Source organism: Flavobacterium sp. S87F.05.LMB.W.Kidney.N, from assembly GCF_004366435.1.
Classification (GTDB): Bacteria; Bacteroidota; Bacteroidia; order Flavobacteriales; family Flavobacteriaceae; genus Flavobacterium.
Map to the genome: position 1 here is coordinate 35924 of NZ_SODX01000001.1, position 21101 is coordinate 57024.

Sequence of the window (21101 nt, forward strand, 5' to 3'; positions counted from 1 at the left end):
CCAAACCCCAATGATAAAATTGGAATTTGGAATTTAAAAATATTTGGAATTTCTTTAAAACCTACCCTTTGATTTGCTTCAAAGAAGTCTTAATCCCTTTAATTAATGATGAGCTAAAACCATTATGCTCCATTTCATTTAAACCGACAATTGTACAGCCTTGCGGCGTTGTTACCCGATCGATTAATTGCTCTGGGTGCACTTTCTCTTCTAAAAGCATTTTCGCGGCACCTTTTACCGTTTGAGCTGCAATTGCAAGAGCGGTATTAGAATCAAATCCTATCTCGATTCCTGCCTGCATAGAAGCACGAATATAACGTAATGCATACGCAGTACCGCACGCGCCTAAAACAGTCGCTGCATCCATTAATTTTTCGTCGATTACAGGAGCTGTCCCTAAATCTTGGAATAAGCCCACAATCGGTGAAGCATTTGGTGCATATTTTTCAGGAAAAGAAATACAAGTTGCCGATTCTCCAAACTGCGCTGCAATATTTGGCATAATTCGAACAACTGGATATTCGTTATTTGTTTTAGACTGTAAAACATCAAGCGATAATCCGCTGACAGCCGAAGCAATTGTCTTATTTTGAATAACTGGCAGAATTTCAGCCAAAACGGTATCTACTTGATACGGTTTTATGGTTAAAATCACTACATCAGCTTCTTGAATATTATGTTTGTTATCGTTAGAAACTGCAATTCCGTATTCCGTTAAATATTGAATACTTGCTGTGTTTCTTCTTGTAACGGTAACTTGGTTGTTTTTTGAAAATTTAGCGATTCCCAAGGCAATAGAAACCCCAAGGTTTCCTCCTCCAATAATGTGTACTTTCATTCTTCTTGGTTTGAATTTATGATGAACTGATTAACAGTATATTTTCCGCCTGTAAATTACGCAGTTTTTAGAGATCTTAAATCACTGTAAACGGCTAATTTGTGGCAAAAATCTAAAATCCAAGAATCAAATTGGCCACGCCGAAGTAAAGCATAATTCCGAATACGTCGTTTGTGGTTGTGATAAATGGACCAGTCGCAATTGCGGGGTCAATTTTATTTTTATTCAAGAAAAGCGGTACTAAAGTTCCTAAAGTGGCCGCAAACAAAATCACTACAATCATTGAAATCGAAATTGCAAATCCCACTAAATACTGCTGATACATAACAGAATGATAGCCTAACAGCAATAATGAGATTATACTTCCCGAAATCATAGAAACGGTAATTTCTTTTGTAAAGTAAGCACGGCTGAAATCTTTTAAAGTTCCATTTGCCAAACCTTGCACAACAATTGCCGACGCTTGAACCCCGATATTTCCTGCGGTTGCTGAAAGCAAAGGCACAAAAATGATTAAAGTAGAATATTTTTGAAACGTTGCTTCGTTTCCTTTTAAAACAAAAGAAGCTACAATTTCGATCACCATTCCGATTAAAAGCCAAGGTAAACGTGCTTTTGTTAATTCATAAACGCTGTCATTCGATTCAACGTCCTGCGTAATACCCGCCGCTAATTGGTAATCTTTATCAGCTTCTTCCTTGATTACGTCTACGATATCGTCAATAGTAATTCTTCCTACCAAACGACCTAATTCGTCCACAACCGGAATCGCCTCTAAGTCATATTTCTGCATGATACGAGCGACCTCAACGTCTTCTGTATCAACATTAACAAAATTTAATTTTCGGATGTAAACTTCCCCAATCTGAGTTTTGGTAGAAGAAGTCAGCAGATCTTTAAGAGAAAGTCTTCCTTTCAGTCGGTTTTCATCATCCACTACATAAATAGAATGAACTCTCGAAACATTCTCTGCCTGAATTCTCATTTCTTTAACGCAGGTCAAGACGTTCCAGTTTTCATTTACTTTTACAAGCTCTTTTCCCATTAAACCACCAGCCGTGTTTTCGTCGTAACGCAAAAGATCAACAATGTCTTTCGCGTGTTCAACGTCATTCAGCTCCGAGATTACCTCTGCTTTTATTTCTTGCGAAAGTTCAGCGATAATGTCGGCAGCATCGTTGGTTTCAAGCTCATCAAGCTCTTCTGCAATTTCTTTTGGTGAAAGTCGGCTTAAGATATTCTCACGCAGATCTTCTTCTAATTCTAGAAGAATTTCGGCTGTTTTATCACTATCTAAAACCTTAAAGATATAAGTGGCTTCGTCGAAATCTAATTCGTCTAAGATTTCGGCAATATCAGCGTGGTGCATATCATTAAGTAAAACTTCAAGTTCGTTGTCGTTTTTCTTATTGATTAGTTCTTCTAACTGATGTATAAATTCTCTACTAACTTTGAACTCCATCGGTTTCTATTTTTAGAGTTAGTTCAATAAATTCATCGACGCTTAGCTGCTCCGGACGTTTATCAAAGATAGTGTCTTCTCGCAATTTGTCTGATAAATTTAATGTTTTCAAACTGTTACGTAATGTTTTTCGTCTCTGCTGAAAGGCGGTTTTTACAACTGTAAAAAATAATCTTTCGCTGCAAGGAAGACTGTAATCTTCCTTTCGGGTCATTCTCATCACACCCGACTTGACCTTGGGCGGAGGAATAAAAACGTTTTCATCAACCGTAAACAGATACTCTGTAATATAGAAGGCCTGAGCTAAAACTGATAATATTCCGTACGTTTTTGAGCCTTTCTTTTCGCAGATACGCTCGGCAACTTCTTTCTGAAACATTCCAGAAAACTCTGGAATCTGATGTTTAAGATCTAAAGTCCTAAAAACAATCTGTGAAGAAATGTTGTACGGAAAGTTTCCAATTATAGCAAACTGTTTGTCTTGGTAAACTTCATTTATGTTATACTTCAGGAAATCCTGAGAGATAATTTTGTCTTTTAATTTTGGATAATGTGCGTCCAAATACGCTACAGATTCTGTATCGATTTCTATAACATGTGTAGTAATTGGCTTTTCAAGCAAATACTTAGTAAGCACACCCATTCCTGGTCCTATTTCTAAAACCTCATCGTACCCTTTCAGACTTAAAGTGTCTGCAATAGCTTTTGCTACGCTTTCGTCTTTAAGAAAGTGCTGTCCTAAATGTTTTTTGGCTTTTACTTTTTCCATTTTATATCTTGTTTGCCGCGAGGGCGCAAAAGTATTCTTTTTGCTGTAAAGGCACTAAGAAACAAAGCTTTATTTTTTTGCTTTTTTTGCCACGAAGCCTCAAAGACCCTAAGTTTTATTCTTTTCTCTCAATTACAATAAGAAAATTGTCTTTATTTTTATTTTCTTTATTCTTAACTGGAAATTTGCTCACTCTTTCACTTAAACGCAAAAAAGCATAAAACCGTTCAACTTTTGACAATTTCAAAAAGTCTTCCTGCTGTTTTCTATTACTTTCTTCTTTTGTTTGAAATCTAATTTCCATAATTTCCTAGACAAAACTGCGACAGAGACTGTGACTGTAAACTAAAATCTAGTGTTCCGAAATAACTTCTAATTCTGTTCTGAAAGAAAGCATTTTATCTGCAAATAATCCTAGAGCTTCTCTGTGAAATTCTGGTTCATCTTCGATATAAAACTTATCTAAAGTTTCTTTGCTGTCTGTTACATATTGAACCGAATATGTAATTCCGCCCATTTCTTCTTCAACCAAAACTTTTACAATTCTGGCCGATGAAAATTTATTAGTAGCCAGAATTTCTGGTATGTGTTTTTCCTGCATCCATTTTAACCATTGGTCGTGAACGCTTTCGTGTATGTTTGTGGTAACGTTGTAAATAATCATTTTTTCTAAGGTTCTGAGATGCTAAGATTCTAAGGTTCTGAGTTTTTTCCTCTTGAACCTTAAATCTTTTCAAATCATCATTTTACTAATTTTTATTCTTTGGAATTTGGAATTTAAAATATTGAAATTTACAAATTCTTATCCCCTCTTAACTCGCGGTATTTTTTTCTGGCATCAACAAAGTAAATACTGTCTTGATGGTTAAAAATTACCTTTTCATATAAAGGCTTGGCCTTTTCTATATCTTTTAGTTCGTCATTATAAATTTCAGCTGAGAAAAACAGCGCTTCATCAACGTAAATTCCGTCGCTGTGATTGTCAATAATCTGCTGATATTGGCTTAAAGCCGAAGCAAAATCTTTCTGACTTTCGTAAACTTTTCCTAAACGCAATAATGTTACGGCTTCTATTTCTTGTCCTTTATAAGTTTTCAAGACATTCTGAAACTGCGCTATTGCTTCTTGTTTTTTATTCTGATAAATTAAAAAATCTGCTTTTGCAAATTGCTTCAATGCTACTTGAGTCGAATCTGCAGCGGTATTATCATTAATTAAAAGAAAATATTCTAAAGCGTCATTGGCAATTAACTGCGTATTGGCTGCTTTTAATTCTTTGAATTGTTTATTCGCCCATTCAAAATCGCCTTTATAATAACTTGTTTTGGCCGCTTTTAAACTGGCTTCGTGCGCCATTACATCATTCTTTAAATCCAATTGAATCTGCGAATAATAAATAAGTGCCTGATTGTACTTTTCTTCCAAAAGCAGAATATCAGCCAGCTCCATTTTGGCATCGGCTTTTTGATATTCGTTTAAATTTAATTCTAAAGCCTTTTTGACAACTGCCTTTCCTTCTTCAGGTTTTTTTAAATTAAAAGCTAGAAAATGTGCCTGAATAAGCTGCAAAGATAAACTAAAAGGATTGATTTCGTAAGTTGCCAACAATTGCTGCAATTCCTGATTGATGGCTGGATAATCTTTTTCCTGAGCGTTATCAATCTTAATCTGCATCAAATAAGCATTCGATTGAATCAATAAATCTAAATCTTTGGTGTTTTGAAGAATGAAATTCAGAATTTCTACAGCCGTTTCATCATCGTCTTCATTCATCGCAAACTGACTCAAATTGACAATACTCATCAATGATTCTGGCTCACGTTTGTAAATTGCTTTTTCTTGAATAAATGCTTTTCCGAATTCTTTCTGCTGTACATAAAACCAGCTTAAGTAATGGTTCCAGAAAACGTCTTGATCTTTTTGGGTTTTCAAGATTAAAGCTTTTCGCATGGCATCTTTGAAAGCCGTATTATCCGTTTCACCATTCATAAATCGGGACAGCTGCGTCTGAATCAAATTGGTATTCTGCGGATTTGTAAAAGATTCTGTCAGCAAAAGATCGATCATTTGATCGGTTTTTCCTAACTGTCCGTACAACATTCCAATTTGAAAATTGAAATTGAAATTTGGCTGAATCTGCATTGCTGTTTGATAGGCTTTTAAAGCATATTCTAACAATACTTTTTTCTCGAATGAATTGGCAACTCCGTAAACATCATTTGGATTTACTTTTATTTTTTCAATTGCCTGTTCGTAATAATTTTTGGCTTTCGAATCATTTTTCTGCAATTGAAAATTGTATCCTAATTCAACTAAAAAAACACCTTGTTTGTAGCGATTGTAACGGTCTTGAATTGCTTTCTCGGCATTTGCAAACTGCTGTAACTGTTGGTAGCAATCGACCACTCTTAAAAAATACTGAGTATTGGAAGGCGAACTTTTTAAAAGCTCTTCGTAACTGATCTTGGCTTTATCGAAATCACCTTTGTCGTAATAATATTGGGCTAATTGTTCATTTTGTGCGAATGAAAAAGTAGACCATAATAAAACGATATAAATAAAGATGTTTTTCATGTTTTTTTAATTTTCAGCCTGTATTAGTTTTCAGTTTTCAGTCGCAGTTTTCAGTCTAGGACACTGTAAACTGTAACTATCAACTGTGACTTTTTTAAGTTTTCAGTCTAGTAAACTGTAAACTGCGACTGTAAACTGTGACTTTTTTAGTTTTCAGTCTCATTAAATTGTAAACTGTCATTGTCAACTGTGACTTTTCGAGTTTTCCAAAAAATCAGAGCTAAACCAATTAATATAAATGGAATACTTAAAATCTGTCCCATATTAATAAGCATACTATTCTCAAAAGCTTCTTGATTTTCTTTGAAAAACTCAATTATAAATCTAGCTGAGAATAATAAAGTTAAGAAAGTTCCAAAGATTAATCCCTGTGCATTTCTAATTTTTTCTGATTTGTACATGTAAAACAGAATCCCGAAGATCAATAAATAAGCAAATGCTTCGTACAATTGCGTTGGATGTCTCGGAATTAAATCATCTCTTTGAAAGACAACTCCCCAATTTCCATTGGTAGGTTTTCCGTAGATTTCAGAATTCATAAAATTCCCTAATCTGATAAATGTACCCGTTACAGGAACTGCAACTGCCATTTTATCTAAAAGTCCTAAGAATTGTACTTTGTATCTGCGGCAATATAAAATCATCGCCGTAATAACTCCAATTGAGCCTCCATGACTTGCTAATCCTTGATAACCAACAAATTCATAAGATCCTTTGATTTTTTGAATGGGTAAAAGAATTTCGATAGGATGTTTTAGGAAATAATCGGCTTCATAAAAAAAGCAATGTCCTAATCTTGCTCCTAAAACGGTTCCGACAATTACGTAAATCAATAAAGTATCTAGGTTATCTAGCGAAAGATTTTCTTTCTTATAAATATTTCTAACAATGTAGAAACCTAAAAGAAGTCCGGTGGCAAAGAGAGCTCCGTAATATTTTAATGGGAAACTATCTGTAATCCAGAAAATAACGGGATCAACGTTCCAGTTTAATATTCCGTTCTTCATAAGTAGTAGTTTTTAGTTTTCAGTTACAGTCGCAGTTTTCAGTGACAATATCTAACTGTGACTGAAAACTGCGACTGAAAACTAAAAAACTAGTTTATAATATCAAATCCGCAGTATGGGCGTAAAACTTCTGGAATTACGATTCCTTCTGGAGTTTGGTAATTTTCAATAATTCCGGCCAAAACTCTAGGAAGTGCTAATGAACTTCCGTTAAGCGTATGCGCCAATTGATTTTTGCCGTCTTTGTCTTTAAAACGCAATTTCAAGCGGTTTGCCTGGAAAGTTTCAAAGTTAGAGACAGAACTAATTTCTAACCAGCGGTCTTGTGCTGTAGAAAACACTTCAAAATCATACGTTAAAGCAGATGTAAAGCCCATATCGCCTCCGCAAAGACGTAAAACTCTGTAAGGCAATTTTAATTCTTTTAAAATATCTTTTACATGTTCTACCATTCCGTCAAGGGCTTCATAAGACTTTTCAGGGTGTTCAACACGAACGATTTCTACTTTATCAAATTGGTGTAAACGGTTTAATCCGCGAACGTGAGCTCCGTATGAACCCGCTTCACGACGAAAACATGGTGTGTAAGCTGTATATAAAACCGGTAATTCTGTTTCTGTCAAAAGAACATCTCGAAATAAATTCGTAACCGGAACCTCAGCGGTTGGAATCAAATATAAATCATCAATAGTAGAATGATACATCTGCCCTTCTTTATCTGGTAATTGTCCAGTTCCGTAACCAGAAGCTTCGTTTACCAAATGTGGCACCTGAACTTCATTGTATCCTGCAGCTGTATTTTTATCTAAAAAGTAGTTGATTAAAGCACGCTGTAAACGAGCTCCTTTACCTTTATAAACAGGAAATCCTGCTCCAGTAATTTTTACACCCAATTCAAAATCGATAATATCGTATTTCTTTACCAATTCCCAGTGCGGCTGTGCGCCTTCGTGCAAAACAGGAATATCTCCTTCTTGAAAAACATTCAAATTGTCGTCTGGCGTTTTTCCTTCAGGAACGATATCTGCTGGAAGATTTGGTAATGTGTATAATTTATTGGTTAACTCAACAGCCAAAGCTTCTGCTTTTTCGCTTAGTTCTTTACTTTTTTCTTTTAGTGAAACTGTTTTTTCTTTTAAGATTGCTGCTTTAGCTTTCTCACCAGCTTTCATCAATTCACCAATATCTTTGGACAATTTATTAGATTCTGATAAAGTATTGTCTAATTCCACCTGCGCAGCACGACGATTTTCGTCTAATTGAACCACCTCTTCAACAACGCTTTTAGCATCGATATTTCGTTTTGCTAAAGCTTTGATTACTTTCTCTTGATTTTCTCTAATAAATGCAATTTGTAACATAGCTTGATTTTTATAACTATTGTATTTTTTATAACGGAAGCAAATTTAAGGAAATGTTTGTTAACAATAGGACAAAGTTTATAAGGAAAACTGAAATCGCCTATAAACACCAAAAGCACTATAAAAGTGCTCTTGTTATTATTTCAAATCTCTAAATTTTACTCCAGAAAGCGATGTCTTTCGTCTCTATGAAAAGCATATTCCCTGCCGTTAAACTTTAATTTTTCAGATTCTTTTTTGGTTTTCAGATTTATTTCTTCTGCCAAAGCTTTTTCTGAATCAGCTTCTACAGCTTCTTCATATGAAAAATTCTTGGTCACAATTAAATCATAAAAGCCATTTGTTTTATGATCTCCAAAACTCATTCCTGTTTCTAAAGTTTCGATTTGATAAGTTCCTCCTCCGTTAGAATCTCCATTTGTCATTCGAATTGGATATTCGTACAACACTTTTTTAATTTCTTTGTCGGCTAAAGTCACCAATGTAAATTTCTGTTCAGAATATAGTACGATTCTGCTGCTTGCACTGGCTTCTGTATAAAAGGCAATTGCCGGCGTACTTTCATTTAAATAAACCAAATCTTTTAAGATATGTGATTTCGAAAACCGAATTGCTTCATTATCATAATAACCTAAATTATCATCAAATTCTTCTGCGATTATACTTCCGTCTTCTCTATTTACGAATAAATATTTACGCTGCAAATAATTTCCTAAATCTTCAAACTCATCAGATTTCTTATTCTTTTTATGTTCAACAGTCGTAAGAACAAAAAATGCAGTTTTATCGTCGTAGTTAATAGAACTTGTTTTGTCTATTTTAATATTAGAATATTTGATTTTTAAGTTAGAAGCGACTTTAGAAAGCAGATTAAGATTTAATTCTTCTGAATCTTTGATATCATCCAGATTCTTAAAAACGAGTTTTTTAAACTGCTTTTGGTTTAAATCATTGTTCGTTTCATTTTGAGAAAGCAACTCCTGATTCTGAATTTCTGCTTCTTTAGAACTTTTTTCGCTTTTTCCGCAGGAAAGCAAAAACATCAAAACTACAATCGGAAGAATAGTTTTTTTCATAGGTTAATTATTTAGAAAATTTCGGGCACTTCAAATATATAATTTTCTTACAATTGATGATAAGAAAATTAAAATTTCAAAACCAAAATGCTAAAACCGTAAAATATTAAAAACTAAACAGGATTTTAATATCTAATCCCTTTTGATTTCATGCCCTACAAATTCTTCTAAAACTTTAAACATTTCTTCCACCGAAAGTACTTCTGTATCAGGATGCGATTTTAAAAATGCAGCATTTAATTCGACTAGATTTTCATCCAACTCAAAATAAGCATTATTGTTTAATAAATCACGAAACGGACTTGCGACATCGAATTTTGCCTGCAAGAATTTACCCAGTTTGATATTACTTTGTAAACGCAGTTTTCGGCATTGTTCTTTAAATAATTCCAAATGTTTTTCGGCGCCAATTAATGCCAAACCTTCTTCTATCAATTCGTTCAATTCTTTATTCCAGCCTGAATCGTGCACGAATTTAGAAAAATTTCCTTCGGCGTATTTTGAAGCATAAAAGTCTAAATAATAGCTCATCAATGCATCTTCGTGAATCAAATCATCGTCTATTTTTTCTTCACGCATTAAATTGATTACCGAGATATTCGAATTAACAACGTCTTGAGGATTTTCACTGTTTGCCGCAGTTTCTGAAATGATGATTTTACCGAATTCCATTTGAGTTTGTATTTAAAAGATTGCTTGCAAATTTCGGAGAAAAAACAATAGAAACAGCAATAATTTACAGCCGAATTACATAAATACTTTCATTCTAAGAAAAACTACCGAGTAATTATAAGTAAGAAAAACAACACTAACTTTGAATTTTTAAAAGAATTAATTTAAATATTAGCCTTAGATATGCATTAATCTTAAAACTGATTTATTTAAAATTGATATGATGGCAAATTATACTTTAGAAAAAGAATTCTTAAAAAAAGTTGAAAACAATAACGATAAGCAAAATGAGAGAGAAATCTTAAACAAAGATCAAATTAAAAATCTTCTTTTAAAATATCCAAAACTACCACAAGATTACCTGATCTATTTACAAGAAATTGGTTCGGGTAGTTTTAGAGAATGTCAATTTAATATCGCATCATCTTTGTTTGATTTAGAAGATTTAGGGCTTAATAATTATTACGAATTGAAATCTAATGTTTGGTTCTTTGGAGATAATTATTCTGGTGATTTCTCTGGTTTTGACTTTGATAAAAATGACGGAAATGTTGTTGAATTTTGGCATGAAAGTGGAGAACTTTATTATACTAATAAGCCTTTTCAAGCTTATATTAGAGAACAAATGCTTATGGATGAAAATGGCAAAGAGATCTTGTAGATCATACTCAAATTTTAAACTCTGATTGAGATGCTGTACTAATTTTAATATTCTTAGATAAACATACAATCTTTCACAAAAATTCACGTTATTTATATTAAATAAGGTGATAGGTTTAAAAAGAAACCATCTTTAACGCAACCATTTTAGAAAAAATCATCTGTTTAATAAATAGAGCTTTACAGCAAAACTCTATTGCCAAAGCCAAAACCATGAAACAGATTTTACTTATTTTAATGATTCTATTTGCTCTCACAAGCTGCGAAAATGACGATTTACCGCAGTCTGATGTGCAATATTCATTGGTGGGTAAAGGAGATTCTTTTCCGAATGACAAAAGCGTCGCTCAAAGACATTTAGTTATTAAAGATGCTAAAACTTGGAATAGTCTAATCAATGAAATGGATGCTGCTAATAACTTAACCCAAGATTTGAAAGAAATTAATATTGATTTCAATAAATATCAAATTATTGCAATTATTGACAAAACCCAAAAAGGCGGTGGACATTCTATAGATGTTGTCGAAATGTCTGAGAATCGTAACACTATAATTGTAAAGGTCGAAAAACTAAAAAACGGTGATCTTAGTTCGAGATTATCTAGACCTTATGACATTGTAAAAATGGCCAAAACAACCAAAAAAGTTGTTTTTGAGCAATAATCAAAATCGTAATTTCTTTAATTATTGAAGCTCATCAACGTTCGTTATTCAACATTAAACAATCTCAAAATATAAGAGAGTTCGTAAGCAATAAAAAGTACTACTAGAATAGTATGAAACCTTTTATTATCGACTTTTATTGCCGCGAAACATAAAATAATATGACTTACAACTCGAACAAAATATTCGGTTTGATTGTATAAAAAATAATCTCCTCCTTTAATTGCGGTATCGATTATATCGGCTCCAAAACTTATCGCCAGAATCGAAAAAAACCACTTCTTCCTTGAATAAAAATAATCTTCGTAACCTGTGTAATCAACCAAATCATCAGGATAAAGAATTGCACAAAGAAGATAGTAAATCAAAATATAGCAGATGATGAAGAAATAATCTGCAAAATACCATTCGTGAATTAATTTCAGATTAAACTCCCACCACCAAAAATGAATCAGCATTAAGAACACATAAAAAACCCATAATGCATGCACAAAGTAAAATTTCTTCCGTCCCGGATGCTGAATAAAAATTACGGATCCTTTTATGAGATGTGTTAAACTCAAACCCAGAATAATTCCGATAATTGATTTGACATGAGTTAGTTCTTCCATAAATAACAATATTATTTACAAGTATTCAAAATTAAATTAATTAATTCAAAAACAGTTGTTTGCAAATAAAATGTTATCTTAAATATTTTTACATTGATGATTTAAAGACATTAATACAATAAAATATCTCCTTACTTGTTTTAGAATTTTAATATTTATTCTAGGCATGAAACCAAAAGAACCAAGAGGTCCAATTTTCCAAGACACCAATTTTGTATTCAAAGAATTTGATGGCATTAAACTAGAGCAACTTGTTGTTTGCGAGGAACCAGAAACAAATGAACCTATAACTATTTATTTAAAAGTTGAAAATAATAATTGGCATCAATATTTTCTTGACGCAGGTTTAGGCTTTTGGCAAAACTGGAATGAGATTGATTATGATTTTGATAATTATAATTACGTTGACAAGACATCATCTTTTGGTCTTTTTGAAAAAGTAATTCATAAAATTTGGTGTGAACAAGACAAAAATAATAGCCAAATAATTATAGAATTTGAGAGCAATGATAAACTTGTTCTAAAAACTATTAATCCGGAAAAATTTGATTCAGAATGTGAGCTAATAAGGTATATATAAAAAAGCCGCATTTAAAAAAATGCAGCTTTCATCTATTTACTTCTTAATTTCCTGTGGAAGAGTTTTTTGTTGCGGTTTCTCTGGCGGAATACGTTTCTTCAAAAACAAAATCTGACCTAAATGACTCGATTGATGTTCCATTACGTGAAACCAGCAATATTGATTGGTCATATCATATTTTAACTGAACTTGGGCAAACCAAGCATCGTCTCTTTTCTTTAATTCTTCAATAGTTTTGGCACGGACTTGATTATAAATATCCAAATAATATTGAATATCATGACCTTTAAATTCGTCACGTCCGCCTTGATCTAAATTTAAAGCGTTGTTCCAAATTTTCTTTTCTTCTTCATTAAAATCCCTGTTTTCAAAAGTAAAAACTTGATAGTATTTTTCGGCTGCAGCCAAATGCATAACCAAAGCTCCAATTCGATTGGCCTCTTCATCATGAAGATAATCAATTTCATATTGACTCATGTTTTTAACCGTTCTTTCGACACGAGATTTAAGATCTTCCAGCATCGAAATCATGTCGGCAATCTTTGGTGAAGCTCCTTCAACATTTCCTATTCTGGCTTCGGGTCTTGGTTTAATGCCACTTCCTTCTAATAATAAACTGCTTTTTCCGTCGACGCTCGATTTATCAGAGGTAATTTTATATTCCTTTACTTTAACAATAGCGTCTTTTGAAGTTCCTAAACTCCATTTCGGAATATCTCCATTCTTTACAGCAGTTTCAAAACTTGAATTTAAAACCGTTAAAGGTTCAAAAACGCCTTTATCATTTTCAATCCATAATTCGAATTTGTCAAAATAGAATTTTCCGTTATTGATACAAAGTCCTCCAAAACTCAATGATTTGCTGTTTTTATCTAAAGTTCCTTCAACAGTATAAGAATTCCATTCTTTAGATTTTACAGGTCTGTCCTGCATATTATCAAAAAAACCTTCTTCATCATTTTTAGTATCAACTCTCGCCCAGACTCCAGCCCAAGCCGTTGGTTCTGTAGTTTCTGCTTTGACTGAAGCAATTACCTTAAATTTTTTCGTAACAGTAGTCTGAATATCAATGGTCTGATTGAAAGATGTCCAATCGCTGGATATCGTTTTTTGTGTTTGAGCGTAACTGGCGCTGAAAAACAAAAACAATAGTGGTATTATTAGTTTTTTCATTTTTGGAAAATTAAAGTTGCAGTAAATGTAATATTTGTTTCTTTAAGTAATAACTTACTTTTGTAAAAAATAATGCACAAAAAAACCGCACTCTAATAGAATGCGGTTTTAAGATATTTTAACCTAAATGAATTTAGTTGGTTTTCATTGGCGGTAAATCAAACGCAACAGAATCGTGTTCGAAATTATTTCTGTGCCCTCCATCGCAAAATGGTTTGTTTGCAGAAAGTCCGCAGCGGCAAAGTCCAAGTGCAGATCTTCCTTGTAAACCGTAAAGAACTCCTTCTGGATCCATGATTTCAAAATCCCCTTCGATTTTAATAGATCCGTTTTTATTGATGATTAATTTTGTCTTGCTCATAAACTTGTTTTTTTCGAGTGCAAAGATTGCGAAATATATCTTTATTTATAAGCGGTAAACGTAGTTTAAACTGGTTCTATTTTAATTGGATTTACCACAGAGATGCACAGAGGTTTTCACAGAGATTCACAAAGTTTTTTATTGTTAGGGCGAAATAATCTCGCAATGAGGCAGCGACACAAAGGTTTTATTCTTTTGTCACACTGAGCGATCCCGAGAACCTCGGGAGAAATGCTGCAAAGTTTTTTTGAATTGCGTCCAGCTTTAGCTGGATGTAATCATAATTAAGAACCACTAAATTGGCTTTAGCCCAAAATAAGCTCCTCCGGCTAAAGCTGGAGGCAATTAATATTTAAAATTAAAATCTTTTATAATTCTTTTAATCTGTGGCATAAAAACACTGTGACTTTACGCCTTTGCGAGATTAATTCGATTTAATTAAAAAAAACTTAGCGAATCTCTGTGTTTTTCTTCGCGTGACTCTGCGAAATTACGTGCGAATCTCCATGTAATATTAAAATCTCAAATCTATTGCTTATTTTTGCACTCAATAAAATTGAGTTATGACACAGAATCCAAAGAGATATACTATCACAGCGGCATTACCTTATACTAATGGACCTATTCATATTGGGCATTTGGCGGGTGTTTACGTGCCTGCAGATATATATTCGAGATACTTAAGATTGCAGGGAAAAGATGTAGCATTTATTTGCGGAAGCGATGAACACGGCGTTGCAATTTCGATGAAAGCCAAAAAAGAAGGAATTACACCACAAGAAGTTATTGATAAATATGATGGAATTATCCGTAAATCGTTTGCAGATTTCGGAATTTCATTCAACAATTATTCTAGAACTTCGGCGAAAATTCATCATGATACGGCTCAGGAATTTTTTAGAAAACTGTATGATAATGGTGATTTTATTGAAGAAGTAACAGAGCAATTGTACGATGCAAAAGCAGATCAGTTTTTAGCTGACCGTTTTGTGGTTGGAACTTGCCCTAGATGCGGCAATGAAGGAGCTTACGGTGATCAGTGTGAAAATTGCGGATCTACCTTAAATGCGACTGATTTAATCAATCCGAAATCGACAATTACTGGAGAAACTCCAATTCTTAAAGAAACAAAACACTGGTTTTTACCTTTAGATCGTTATTCTGATTTCTTAACCAAATGGATTTTAGAAGGTCATAAAAACGACTGGAAACCGAACGTTTACGGACAAGTAAAATCGTGGATCGACGGCGGATTGGAACCTCGTGCCGTAACGCGTGACTTAGACTGGGGAATTGATGTTCCGGTTGAAGGTGCCGAAGGCAAAAAATTATATGTTTGGTTTGATGCGCCAATCGGATATATTTCGTCTACGAAAGAATGGGCAGCGCGTGAAGGAAAAGACTGGGAACCGTATTGGAAAGATGAAAATACCAAATTGGTTCACTTTATCGGGAAAGACAATATTGTTTTTCACTGTATCATTTTCCCAGCAATGCTAAAAGCGGAAGGAAGTTATATTTTACCAGACAATGTTCCAGCAAATGAGTTTTTGAATTTGGAAGGAAACAAACTTTCGACTTCTAAAAACTGGGCAGTTTGGTTACACGAATATTTAGAAGAATTTCCAGATAAGCAGGATGTTTTGCGTTATGCATTAACATCAAACGCTCCTGAAACAAAAGATAACGATTTTACGTGGAAAGATTTCCAAGCAAGAAATAACAACGAATTAGTGGCTATTTTCGGAAATTTCATTAATCGTGTTGTGGTTTTAACCAACAAATATTACGATGGAGTTATTCCAACGCCAAATGAATTTACAGAAGTTGACGAACAAACTTTAGCCGAATTAAAAGCGTATCCAGCTGTGATTTCAAGTTCAGTGGAGCGTTACAGATTCCGTGAAGCTTTAGGCGAATTGATGAATGTTGCTCGTTTAGGAAATAAATACCTTGCAGACGAAGAGCCTTGGAAAGTAATGAAAGACAATCCAGATCGTGTAAAAACTCAAATGTATGTGGCATTGCAAATTGCTGCTGCTTTGAGCGTTTTGGCAGAGCCGTTTTTACCTTTTACAGCTTCTAAATTGTCTAAAATCTTGAATTTAGGTGATCTTAAAGAACATTTTGCTGGATTCAGTAAGTTTTTGAAAGAGAAAGATCGCGATGCAAAAGACATTGTTATTGATAAAACTTTAGGTTGGAATGACATTTCTGAAAACTCAGATTTAATTCCGGCTGGACATAAAATTGGTGAGGCAGAATTGCTTTTCGCTAAAATTGAAGACGAAGAAATACAAAAACAAGTAGATAAATTGGAAGCGACAAAAACCGCAAATATTGCTGAAAACAAACAAGCAGAACCACAAAAAGATTTAATTCAGTTTGAGGATTTTGCGAAAATGGATATTCGTATTGGAACAATTTTGGAAGCTGAAAAAATGCCAAAAGCCAACAAACTTTTAGTTCTTAAAGTAGATACAGGAATCGATGTCCGTACGATTGTTTCGGGAATTGCTGAAAGTTTTTCTCCAGAAGAAATCATCGGGAAACGTGTTTCTGTATTAGCAAACTTAGCGCCAAGAGCTTTACGCGGAGTTGAAAGTCAAGGAATGATCTTAATGACAACAAATGCTGAAGGAAAATTAGTTTTTGTAAACCCAGATGCTGATGCGCCAAATGGTGCTACGGTAAATTAAACTGATTTTGCACATCTAAAACACATTCATTTGTCATTTCGAGGAACGAGAAATCTTCGCAAGTAACTCCGCAATGAGAATCCAATCTTTGTCGAGCTTCTCACGAAGATTTCTCGTTCCTCGAAATGACAACATTGGCAGAATTAAAAATAATAAAATTCTTACGTTTTGTTGTTTCTTTCAAATTTATATTTGTACGTTTGTGCTGACTAAATATTTGAAGACTTTCAATAAAACTTATTAAAGTTACAATAAGCGAAACCCTTGTTATGGTGAAGGAGCAGGAAACTGCCCTAAATCTATCTTCGGATATTTAGTCACACCTAAAGCGAGGGTTTCGCGCGTTTAATATTTTCGAAATGACTAAAGAAAATCAAAAACCGACACACCACGATGTAATGCCATCAATGGCAAAATTCCTGTCAGACCTTTGGTTTGAAGGAGATTTTAGAGAACAGCCCAATTATCTGTCTGAAATTTTCAAGCGAATTCTTGAAACAGACTTGGGAGATGACAAAGAGCTAAGATCAAAAATGATGGAGTGCATCAAAATCAGCGAAATGCTTGCCAAAACACTCGAACCTTTTTCGGATAAACAAATTCAGAAAGCGTGCAGTAAATTTATAGCTGCTTAAAACAACAAAAAAGCGTTAATCAATTATTATTTTTAATCGATTCACGCTTTTTGCTTTCAAAATAGTTGTTTTCTCAGTTATCTTTGAAAAATAATACACGACTAAAATTCATTAAATGAAACTCACCAAACCAAGATTAGCTTTAATCTGCGGTATACTCTGCATATCTATTTTCCCGATATTGGTAAAATTACGTTTAACACCAGGATTAATTTCGGCTTTTTACCGAATGTTTTTTGCTGTGATTCTGTTATTGCCTTACGTACTTTTAAGTAAAAACTTCAAACTTCCGACTCTTAAATTTACACTTTTAGCGGCACTTTGCGGGATTTTGTTTTCTTCGGATGTTGCGGTTTGGAATATCGCCATTCAGGAATCAAGCGCGACTCAGGCTTCTTTGTTGACCAATTTATCTCCAGTTTGGGTTGGCGTTGGCTCTTTCTTTTTTCTGAAAGCAAAACCTGCCACGAATTTCTGGATCGGAACATTAGTCGCTTTATTCGGAATGATCACTTTAGTTGGTTTTGAGTTTTTTATCGATTTAAACTTTGATAAAGCATTCCTTTTTGCCGTTTTATCTGGAATTCTATATTCGATTTATCTTTTGGTCAGCAAAAATGTGCTTTCGACAGTTGATGTTTTATCATTTATGACGATTAGTTTGATGGCTTCGAGTATTTATTTGGGAATTTTGTGTTATTCGCTAAACGAGCCTTTTACAGGTTTTACCAATGCAGGCTGGTTTGTATTAATACTTCAGGCGGTAATTTGTCAATTGTGCGCATGGCTTTCGATAAGTTACGCAACACAACATATGCGCGCAACCCGCGTTTCTTTAAGTTTATTGAGTCAGGCTGTAATTACCTCCATTTTAGCTTGGTTGTTTTTAGAAGAAAAAATAACTTTACAAATGGTTTTCGGCGGAATCGTTTTACTTTTCGGAATCCGAATTACTTTTTACGATAAAACTATTTCTTTAAAAAGACTGTTTTCTAAGAATTAGATTTAAAGTTTTCACGCAGATTCAGCAGATTTGAGCAGATTTAAAAAGAATCATTTTAATAATCTGTGGCAAAAATTCGAGAAAATTAGTGGAATTCGTGGCAAAAACTTGAAAAGAAACCTCAAACTTGAAACAAAAAAACTATGTTACATAAAAGCAAAATACCAAATTTAAAAGTAATCGCATTTGATGCCGATGATACTTTATTTGTAAACGAACCTTACTTTCAGGAAACCGAACATAAATTCTGTGCTTTGATGGAAGATTATCTTTCGCATCAAGGCATTTCTCAGGAATTATTCAAAATCGAAATTGCCAATTTACCGTTATACGGATACGGAATTAAAGGATACATTCTTTCGATGATTGAAGCTGCAATGAATATTTCAAATAATACAATTCCAGTTGAAGTAATCGAAAAAATCATTCAATACGGAAAAGAATTACTTGAAAAACCAATTGAACTTTTGGACGGAATCGAAGAAACATTACAGGCTTTACACGGAAAATACAAATTAGTTGTTGCTACAAAAGGCGACTTAAAAGATCAGCACAGCAAATTGCATCGTTCTGGTTTAGGGCATTATTTTCACCATATTGAAGTAATGTCAGACAAACAAGAAGTTGATTATGAAAAACTATTGGGCCGTTTAGACATTCAGGCACATGAATTTTTGATGATCGGAAATTCATTAAAATCAGATGTTCTTCCAGTTTTGGGAATTGGCGGTTATGCCGTTCACATTCCGTTTCACACCACTTGGGAACACGAAAAAATAAATCACAAAGTAGAACACCAGCATTTTAGTTCCTTTGATACTATTGCAGAGGTTGTTCCTAATTTACTATAATGAAAACACTTTTAGACTTAGAAAACTGGAATAGAAAGGAGCATTTTGCTCATTTTAAACAGATGGAAGAACCGTTTTTTGGTGCAACTGTCGAAATCGATTGTACAAAAGCGTATGAGACCGCAAAAAGTATGAACGCTTCTTTTTTCATTTTCTATTTACACAAAACTTTAGCCGCTGTTAATGCAGTTGAAAATTTTAAATATCGAATTTCAGGAGAGCAGATTTATATTAATGATCGCGTAGATGCATCGGCAACAATTGGGCGCGAAGACGGAACTTTCGGATTTTCATTAATCGAATATCATCCCGATTTTAAAACTTTCGAGCAAATCGCTTTAAAAGAAATCGAACGCATTCAAAATACAACAGGACTTTTTACCAGATCATTTGATGATGATAATCTCATACATTTTTCTGCAATTCCGTGGTTGAATTTTACATCGCTTACGCATGCGCGAAGTTTCACTTATCCTGACAGCTGTCCGAAAATTTCATTTGGAAAAATGATGGTATCTGAAACGGGTAAAAGAACCATTTCAATGGCGGTTTATGTACATCATGGTTTGATGGACGGAATGCATGTAGGTCAATTTGTAGATCTTTTTCAAGAGCTTATGAATCAATAAATTAATGGAATGATTTTTGTCGCTAGAAACACATGAAACAAATCTTTCTTTTTCTGTCTATAATTTTTAGCACTGTTTCGATAAGTCAAACAGTGTTAACTTCTTATCCTATAGATTTAAAAAATGTACAAGATCAATATGAGCTCTTAAACGCAGAAAACACTACTACACATGATGTATTTGCTTTTATAGCATCTCCCAATAATTTTACGATTCTAAAATACAATAGTGCTTTCTTTTTAAAAGATCAGTTTGTAACTAGCCGTCAATATGTCGAAAACAGATCTTTACTGGGATACAGTTTTAGCGAAGATGGCAACCCAACAGTGTATTGGTTATCGCCTGAACAAAAAGATATTATAGTTATCAAATACTACTTTGAAAATAAAACAACCAGAGCTTTAAAATTTGCTTTGCCTGTTGACAATCAATCTATTGTTACTCAATATCAAAAAGACAATAATTTTTATTTATTGATGAAATATAAAGATAAGCAGGCATTAACTGCTTATATCTTTAAAAATGGAATGGCCGAAGAAAGGTTTCTCGACTTCTCTCCTTTCATTTTTCGCGATCGAAAAACGCAGCAAAAGACATTCAATCAAATTTTGAATGAAAATCCGATTGAGAAAATGGATTCTGGGGAATACAATCCGCTGTTTAAAGTGGTTGCAAAAAGTAAGTTATATACGCTTCCAAATCGTTTAATTCTGACTTTAGACCAAAGTCTTAGAAAAACGCAGTTGTTTGATATCAACTTGGACAATCTGGAAATTAAAGAGAAGACATTTATGCAGCCGCTTGGTCATAAAAATGCAAGAACTTCAAATTCTTTTTACCACGAAAACAAGCTTTATCAGTTTAATGTCAATTCTGATGAGCTTTTATTTGATATCAAAGATTACGATTCTGGCGAATCTGTGAAAGCATTTACTGTTTTAAAAAATGACACTATCCGCTTTAATAATTCCCCATTATTAATGCAGATAGAAAATAGACAGCCTAAAGAGATTAAGAAAACGAGTAAATTTTTAAAAGAATTAGCTTCTGTTGATGCGGGTCTTTCTGTATTTAAAAACAAAAAAAATCTTTTTATCACATTAGGCGGAACTGGCAGTGATTCAAAGGCCATATCTATGAATGGTTTTAATATGTTCGATGATTTTTTTGGAGACTTTCCTCCTCGTAACTATTATATAGAAAGTAATTATTCTGTTTTTTTTGAAAGTGTCTGGACTAAAAAACTGGAACTAACAACAGAAAAACATGAACCTCTCGCCTCAGATAAAATTTATTATTTTATGGACACTCATAAAGAAGTCTCTCTCCCAAACATTCTGAAATTAAACAATTACAGCATTTTGGGTTATTATGACATTACTTCAAAAGAATACGTTTTAAGAAAATTCACAGATGGATTTGACTAAATAAATCAATCTCAATTACTTACTACAAAAAGGCTTTTTTTCTCACCTTT

The 21101-nt window shown here is 33.6% G+C and carries 22 protein-coding genes; 9 read left to right on the forward strand and 13 right to left on the reverse strand.

From position 1 onward, the window contains the following. Positions 1-61: 61 nt before the first annotated feature. From proC to EDB96_RS00225, 10 genes are all read right to left on the reverse strand, one after another. Positions 62-838, reverse strand: a complete 777-nt coding sequence (gene proC, locus EDB96_RS00180; protein WP_134138676.1) for a pyrroline-5-carboxylate reductase — start codon at positions 836-838, stop codon at positions 62-64. A gap of 112 nt (positions 839-950) precedes the next feature. Continuing rightward, positions 951-2300 (reverse strand): magnesium transporter, encoded by a 1350-nt coding sequence (mgtE, locus tag EDB96_RS00185; protein ID WP_057115332.1) that lies wholly within the window; start codon positions 2298-2300, stop codon positions 951-953. Further along, on the reverse strand, positions 2284-3069 hold the full coding sequence (gene rsmA / locus EDB96_RS00190) for a 16S rRNA (adenine(1518)-N(6)/adenine(1519)-N(6))-dimethyltransferase RsmA (protein ID WP_057115333.1): 786 nt from the start codon (positions 3067-3069) through the stop codon (positions 2284-2286). Before rsmA ends, mgtE begins: the two co-directional genes overlap by 17 nt. Positions 3070-3184: 115 nt before the next feature. Beyond that, positions 3185-3373, reverse strand: coding sequence for a hypothetical protein (locus EDB96_RS00195; RefSeq protein ID WP_134138677.1), 189 nt, complete (start codon positions 3371-3373; stop codon positions 3185-3187). A gap of 48 nt (positions 3374-3421) precedes the next feature. Beyond that, positions 3422-3733 carry a DUF4286 family protein gene (locus EDB96_RS00200; protein WP_057115334.1) on the reverse strand — a complete coding sequence of 104 codons (312 nt, stop codon included), beginning with the start codon at positions 3731-3733 and terminating at the stop codon, positions 3422-3424. Between the two features lie 128 nt (positions 3734-3861). Further along, on the reverse strand, positions 3862-5643 hold the full coding sequence (locus EDB96_RS00205) for a tetratricopeptide repeat protein (RefSeq protein ID WP_134138679.1): 1782 nt from the start codon (positions 5641-5643) through the stop codon (positions 3862-3864). Positions 5644-5789: 146 nt separating this feature from the next. After that, the gene (lgt, locus tag EDB96_RS00210; protein ID WP_134138680.1) at positions 5790-6650 is read right to left on the reverse strand and encodes a prolipoprotein diacylglyceryl transferase; all 861 of its coding nucleotides are present in this window, start codon (positions 6648-6650) and stop codon (positions 5790-5792) included. A gap of 89 nt (positions 6651-6739) precedes the next feature. Further along, a complete protein-coding gene (gene serS / locus EDB96_RS00215; RefSeq protein ID WP_057115337.1) occupies positions 6740-8011 on the reverse strand; it encodes a serine--tRNA ligase in 1272 nt (423 codons plus the stop codon). A 158-nt stretch (positions 8012-8169) separates the two neighbouring features. Beyond that, positions 8170-9087 (reverse strand): hypothetical protein, encoded by a 918-nt coding sequence (locus EDB96_RS00220; protein WP_134138682.1) that lies wholly within the window; start codon positions 9085-9087, stop codon positions 8170-8172. A 132-nt stretch (positions 9088-9219) separates the two neighbouring features. Further along, positions 9220-9759 carry a hypothetical protein gene (locus EDB96_RS00225; protein ID WP_057115339.1) on the reverse strand — a complete coding sequence of 180 codons (540 nt, stop codon included), beginning with the start codon at positions 9757-9759 and terminating at the stop codon, positions 9220-9222. Positions 9760-9982: 223 nt separating this feature from the next. Between EDB96_RS00225 and EDB96_RS00230 the strand changes: the two genes are divergently transcribed. Then, positions 9983-10420 carry an SMI1/KNR4 family protein gene (locus tag EDB96_RS00230; protein ID WP_134138683.1) on the forward strand — a complete coding sequence of 146 codons (438 nt, stop codon included), beginning with the start codon at positions 9983-9985 and terminating at the stop codon, positions 10418-10420. A 212-nt stretch (positions 10421-10632) separates the two neighbouring features. Further along, a complete protein-coding gene (locus tag EDB96_RS00235) occupies positions 10633-11082 on the forward strand; it encodes a protease complex subunit PrcB family protein (RefSeq protein ID WP_057115341.1) in 450 nt (149 codons plus the stop codon). A 44-nt stretch (positions 11083-11126) separates the two neighbouring features. Here EDB96_RS00235 and EDB96_RS00240 read toward each other — a convergent pair whose 3' ends face one another. Continuing rightward, positions 11127-11693 carry a hypothetical protein gene (locus EDB96_RS00240; protein ID WP_134138684.1) on the reverse strand — a complete coding sequence of 189 codons (567 nt, stop codon included), beginning with the start codon at positions 11691-11693 and terminating at the stop codon, positions 11127-11129. 166 nt (positions 11694-11859) lie between these two features. On the opposite strand from EDB96_RS00240, the gene EDB96_RS00245 reads away from it, so the two are divergent. Further along, positions 11860-12273, forward strand: coding sequence for a hypothetical protein (locus EDB96_RS00245; protein ID WP_134138686.1), 414 nt, complete (start codon positions 11860-11862; stop codon positions 12271-12273). A gap of 36 nt (positions 12274-12309) precedes the next feature. Here the strand turns inward: EDB96_RS00245 and EDB96_RS00250 are convergent, their stop codons facing one another. Together EDB96_RS00250 and EDB96_RS00255 are read right to left on the reverse strand one after the other, a co-directional pair. Continuing rightward, positions 12310-13446 carry a DinB family protein gene (locus EDB96_RS00250; protein ID WP_134138687.1) on the reverse strand — a complete coding sequence of 379 codons (1137 nt, stop codon included), beginning with the start codon at positions 13444-13446 and terminating at the stop codon, positions 12310-12312. A 133-nt stretch (positions 13447-13579) separates the two neighbouring features. Next, positions 13580-13807 (reverse strand): CDGSH iron-sulfur domain-containing protein, encoded by a 228-nt coding sequence (locus EDB96_RS00255; RefSeq protein WP_057115344.1) that lies wholly within the window; start codon positions 13805-13807, stop codon positions 13580-13582. Positions 13808-14370: 563 nt separating this feature from the next. Here EDB96_RS00255 and metG point away from each other — a divergent pair. From metG to EDB96_RS00285, 6 genes are all read left to right on the forward strand, one after another. Then, complete coding sequence (gene metG / locus EDB96_RS00260; RefSeq protein WP_134138688.1) at positions 14371-16506, forward strand: methionine--tRNA ligase; 2136 nt, start codon at positions 14371-14373, stop codon at positions 16504-16506. A 359-nt stretch (positions 16507-16865) separates the two neighbouring features. After that, on the forward strand, positions 16866-17141 hold the full coding sequence (locus tag EDB96_RS00265) for a hypothetical protein (RefSeq protein ID WP_134138689.1): 276 nt from the start codon (positions 16866-16868) through the stop codon (positions 17139-17141). Positions 17142-17256: 115 nt separating this feature from the next. Next, the gene (locus EDB96_RS00270; protein WP_134138691.1) at positions 17257-18144 is read left to right on the forward strand and encodes a DMT family transporter; all 888 of its coding nucleotides are present in this window, start codon (positions 17257-17259) and stop codon (positions 18142-18144) included. Positions 18145-18287: 143 nt separating this feature from the next. Then, positions 18288-18995: an HAD family hydrolase gene (locus tag EDB96_RS00275; RefSeq protein ID WP_057115348.1), complete on the forward strand. Its 708-nt coding sequence runs from the start codon at positions 18288-18290 to the stop codon at positions 18993-18995. After that, positions 18995-19624 carry a chloramphenicol acetyltransferase gene (locus EDB96_RS00280; RefSeq protein ID WP_134138692.1) on the forward strand — a complete coding sequence of 210 codons (630 nt, stop codon included), beginning with the start codon at positions 18995-18997 and terminating at the stop codon, positions 19622-19624. The genes EDB96_RS00275 and EDB96_RS00280 overlap by 1 nt, the downstream gene beginning before the upstream one ends. Before the next feature lie 32 nt (positions 19625-19656). Then, entirely contained in the window at positions 19657-21051 is a 1395-nt protein-coding gene (locus tag EDB96_RS00285) for a hypothetical protein (protein WP_134138693.1), read from the forward strand. Positions 21052-21101 lie beyond the last annotated feature (50 nt).

Bases quoted from the DNA above. Each gene is read 5' to 3' on its own strand.
- EDB96_RS00205 (WP_134138679.1), bottom strand. From the start codon at position 5,643: ATGAAAAACATCTTTATTTATATCGTTTTATTATGGTCTACTTTTTCA.
- EDB96_RS00195 (WP_134138677.1), bottom strand. From the start codon at position 3,373: ATGGAAATTAGATTTCAAACAAAAGAAGAAAGTAATAGAAAACAGCAG.
- mgtE (WP_057115332.1), bottom strand. From the start codon at position 2,300: ATGGAGTTCAAAGTTAGTAGAGAATTTATACATCAGTTAGAAGAACTA.
- EDB96_RS00225 (WP_057115339.1), bottom strand. From the start codon at position 9,759: ATGGAATTCGGTAAAATCATCATTTCAGAAACTGCGGCAAACAGTGAA.
- rsmA (WP_057115333.1), bottom strand. From the start codon at position 3,069: ATGGAAAAAGTAAAAGCCAAAAAACATTTAGGACAGCACTTTCTTAAA.
- metG (WP_134138688.1), top strand. From the start codon at position 14,371: ATGACACAGAATCCAAAGAGATATACTATCACAGCGGCATTACCTTAT.
- EDB96_RS00265 (WP_134138689.1), top strand. From the start codon at position 16,866: ATGACTAAAGAAAATCAAAAACCGACACACCACGATGTAATGCCATCA.
- serS (WP_057115337.1), bottom strand. From the start codon at position 8,011: ATGTTACAAATTGCATTTATTAGAGAAAATCAAGAGAAAGTAATCAAA.
- EDB96_RS00230 (WP_134138683.1), top strand. From the start codon at position 9,983: ATGGCAAATTATACTTTAGAAAAAGAATTCTTAAAAAAAGTTGAAAAC.
- EDB96_RS00275 (WP_057115348.1), top strand. From the start codon at position 18,288: ATGTTACATAAAAGCAAAATACCAAATTTAAAAGTAATCGCATTTGAT.
- EDB96_RS00285 (WP_134138693.1), top strand. From the start codon at position 19,657: ATGAAACAAATCTTTCTTTTTCTGTCTATAATTTTTAGCACTGTTTCG.
- EDB96_RS00255 (WP_057115344.1), bottom strand. From the start codon at position 13,807: ATGAGCAAGACAAAATTAATCATCAATAAAAACGGATCTATTAAAATC.
- proC (WP_134138676.1), bottom strand. From the start codon at position 838: ATGAAAGTACACATTATTGGAGGAGGAAACCTTGGGGTTTCTATTGCC.
- EDB96_RS00270 (WP_134138691.1), top strand. From the start codon at position 17,257: ATGAAACTCACCAAACCAAGATTAGCTTTAATCTGCGGTATACTCTGC.
- EDB96_RS00200 (WP_057115334.1), bottom strand. From the start codon at position 3,733: ATGATTATTTACAACGTTACCACAAACATACACGAAAGCGTTCACGAC.
- lgt (WP_134138680.1), bottom strand. From the start codon at position 6,650: ATGAAGAACGGAATATTAAACTGGAACGTTGATCCCGTTATTTTCTGG.
- EDB96_RS00220 (WP_134138682.1), bottom strand. From the start codon at position 9,087: ATGAAAAAAACTATTCTTCCGATTGTAGTTTTGATGTTTTTGCTTTCC.
- EDB96_RS00240 (WP_134138684.1), bottom strand. From the start codon at position 11,693: ATGGAAGAACTAACTCATGTCAAATCAATTATCGGAATTATTCTGGGT.
- EDB96_RS00235 (WP_057115341.1), top strand. From the start codon at position 10,633: ATGAAACAGATTTTACTTATTTTAATGATTCTATTTGCTCTCACAAGC.
- EDB96_RS00245 (WP_134138686.1), top strand. From the start codon at position 11,860: ATGAAACCAAAAGAACCAAGAGGTCCAATTTTCCAAGACACCAATTTT.
- EDB96_RS00280 (WP_134138692.1), top strand. From the start codon at position 18,995: ATGAAAACACTTTTAGACTTAGAAAACTGGAATAGAAAGGAGCATTTT.
- EDB96_RS00250 (WP_134138687.1), bottom strand. From the start codon at position 13,446: ATGAAAAAACTAATAATACCACTATTGTTTTTGTTTTTCAGCGCCAGT.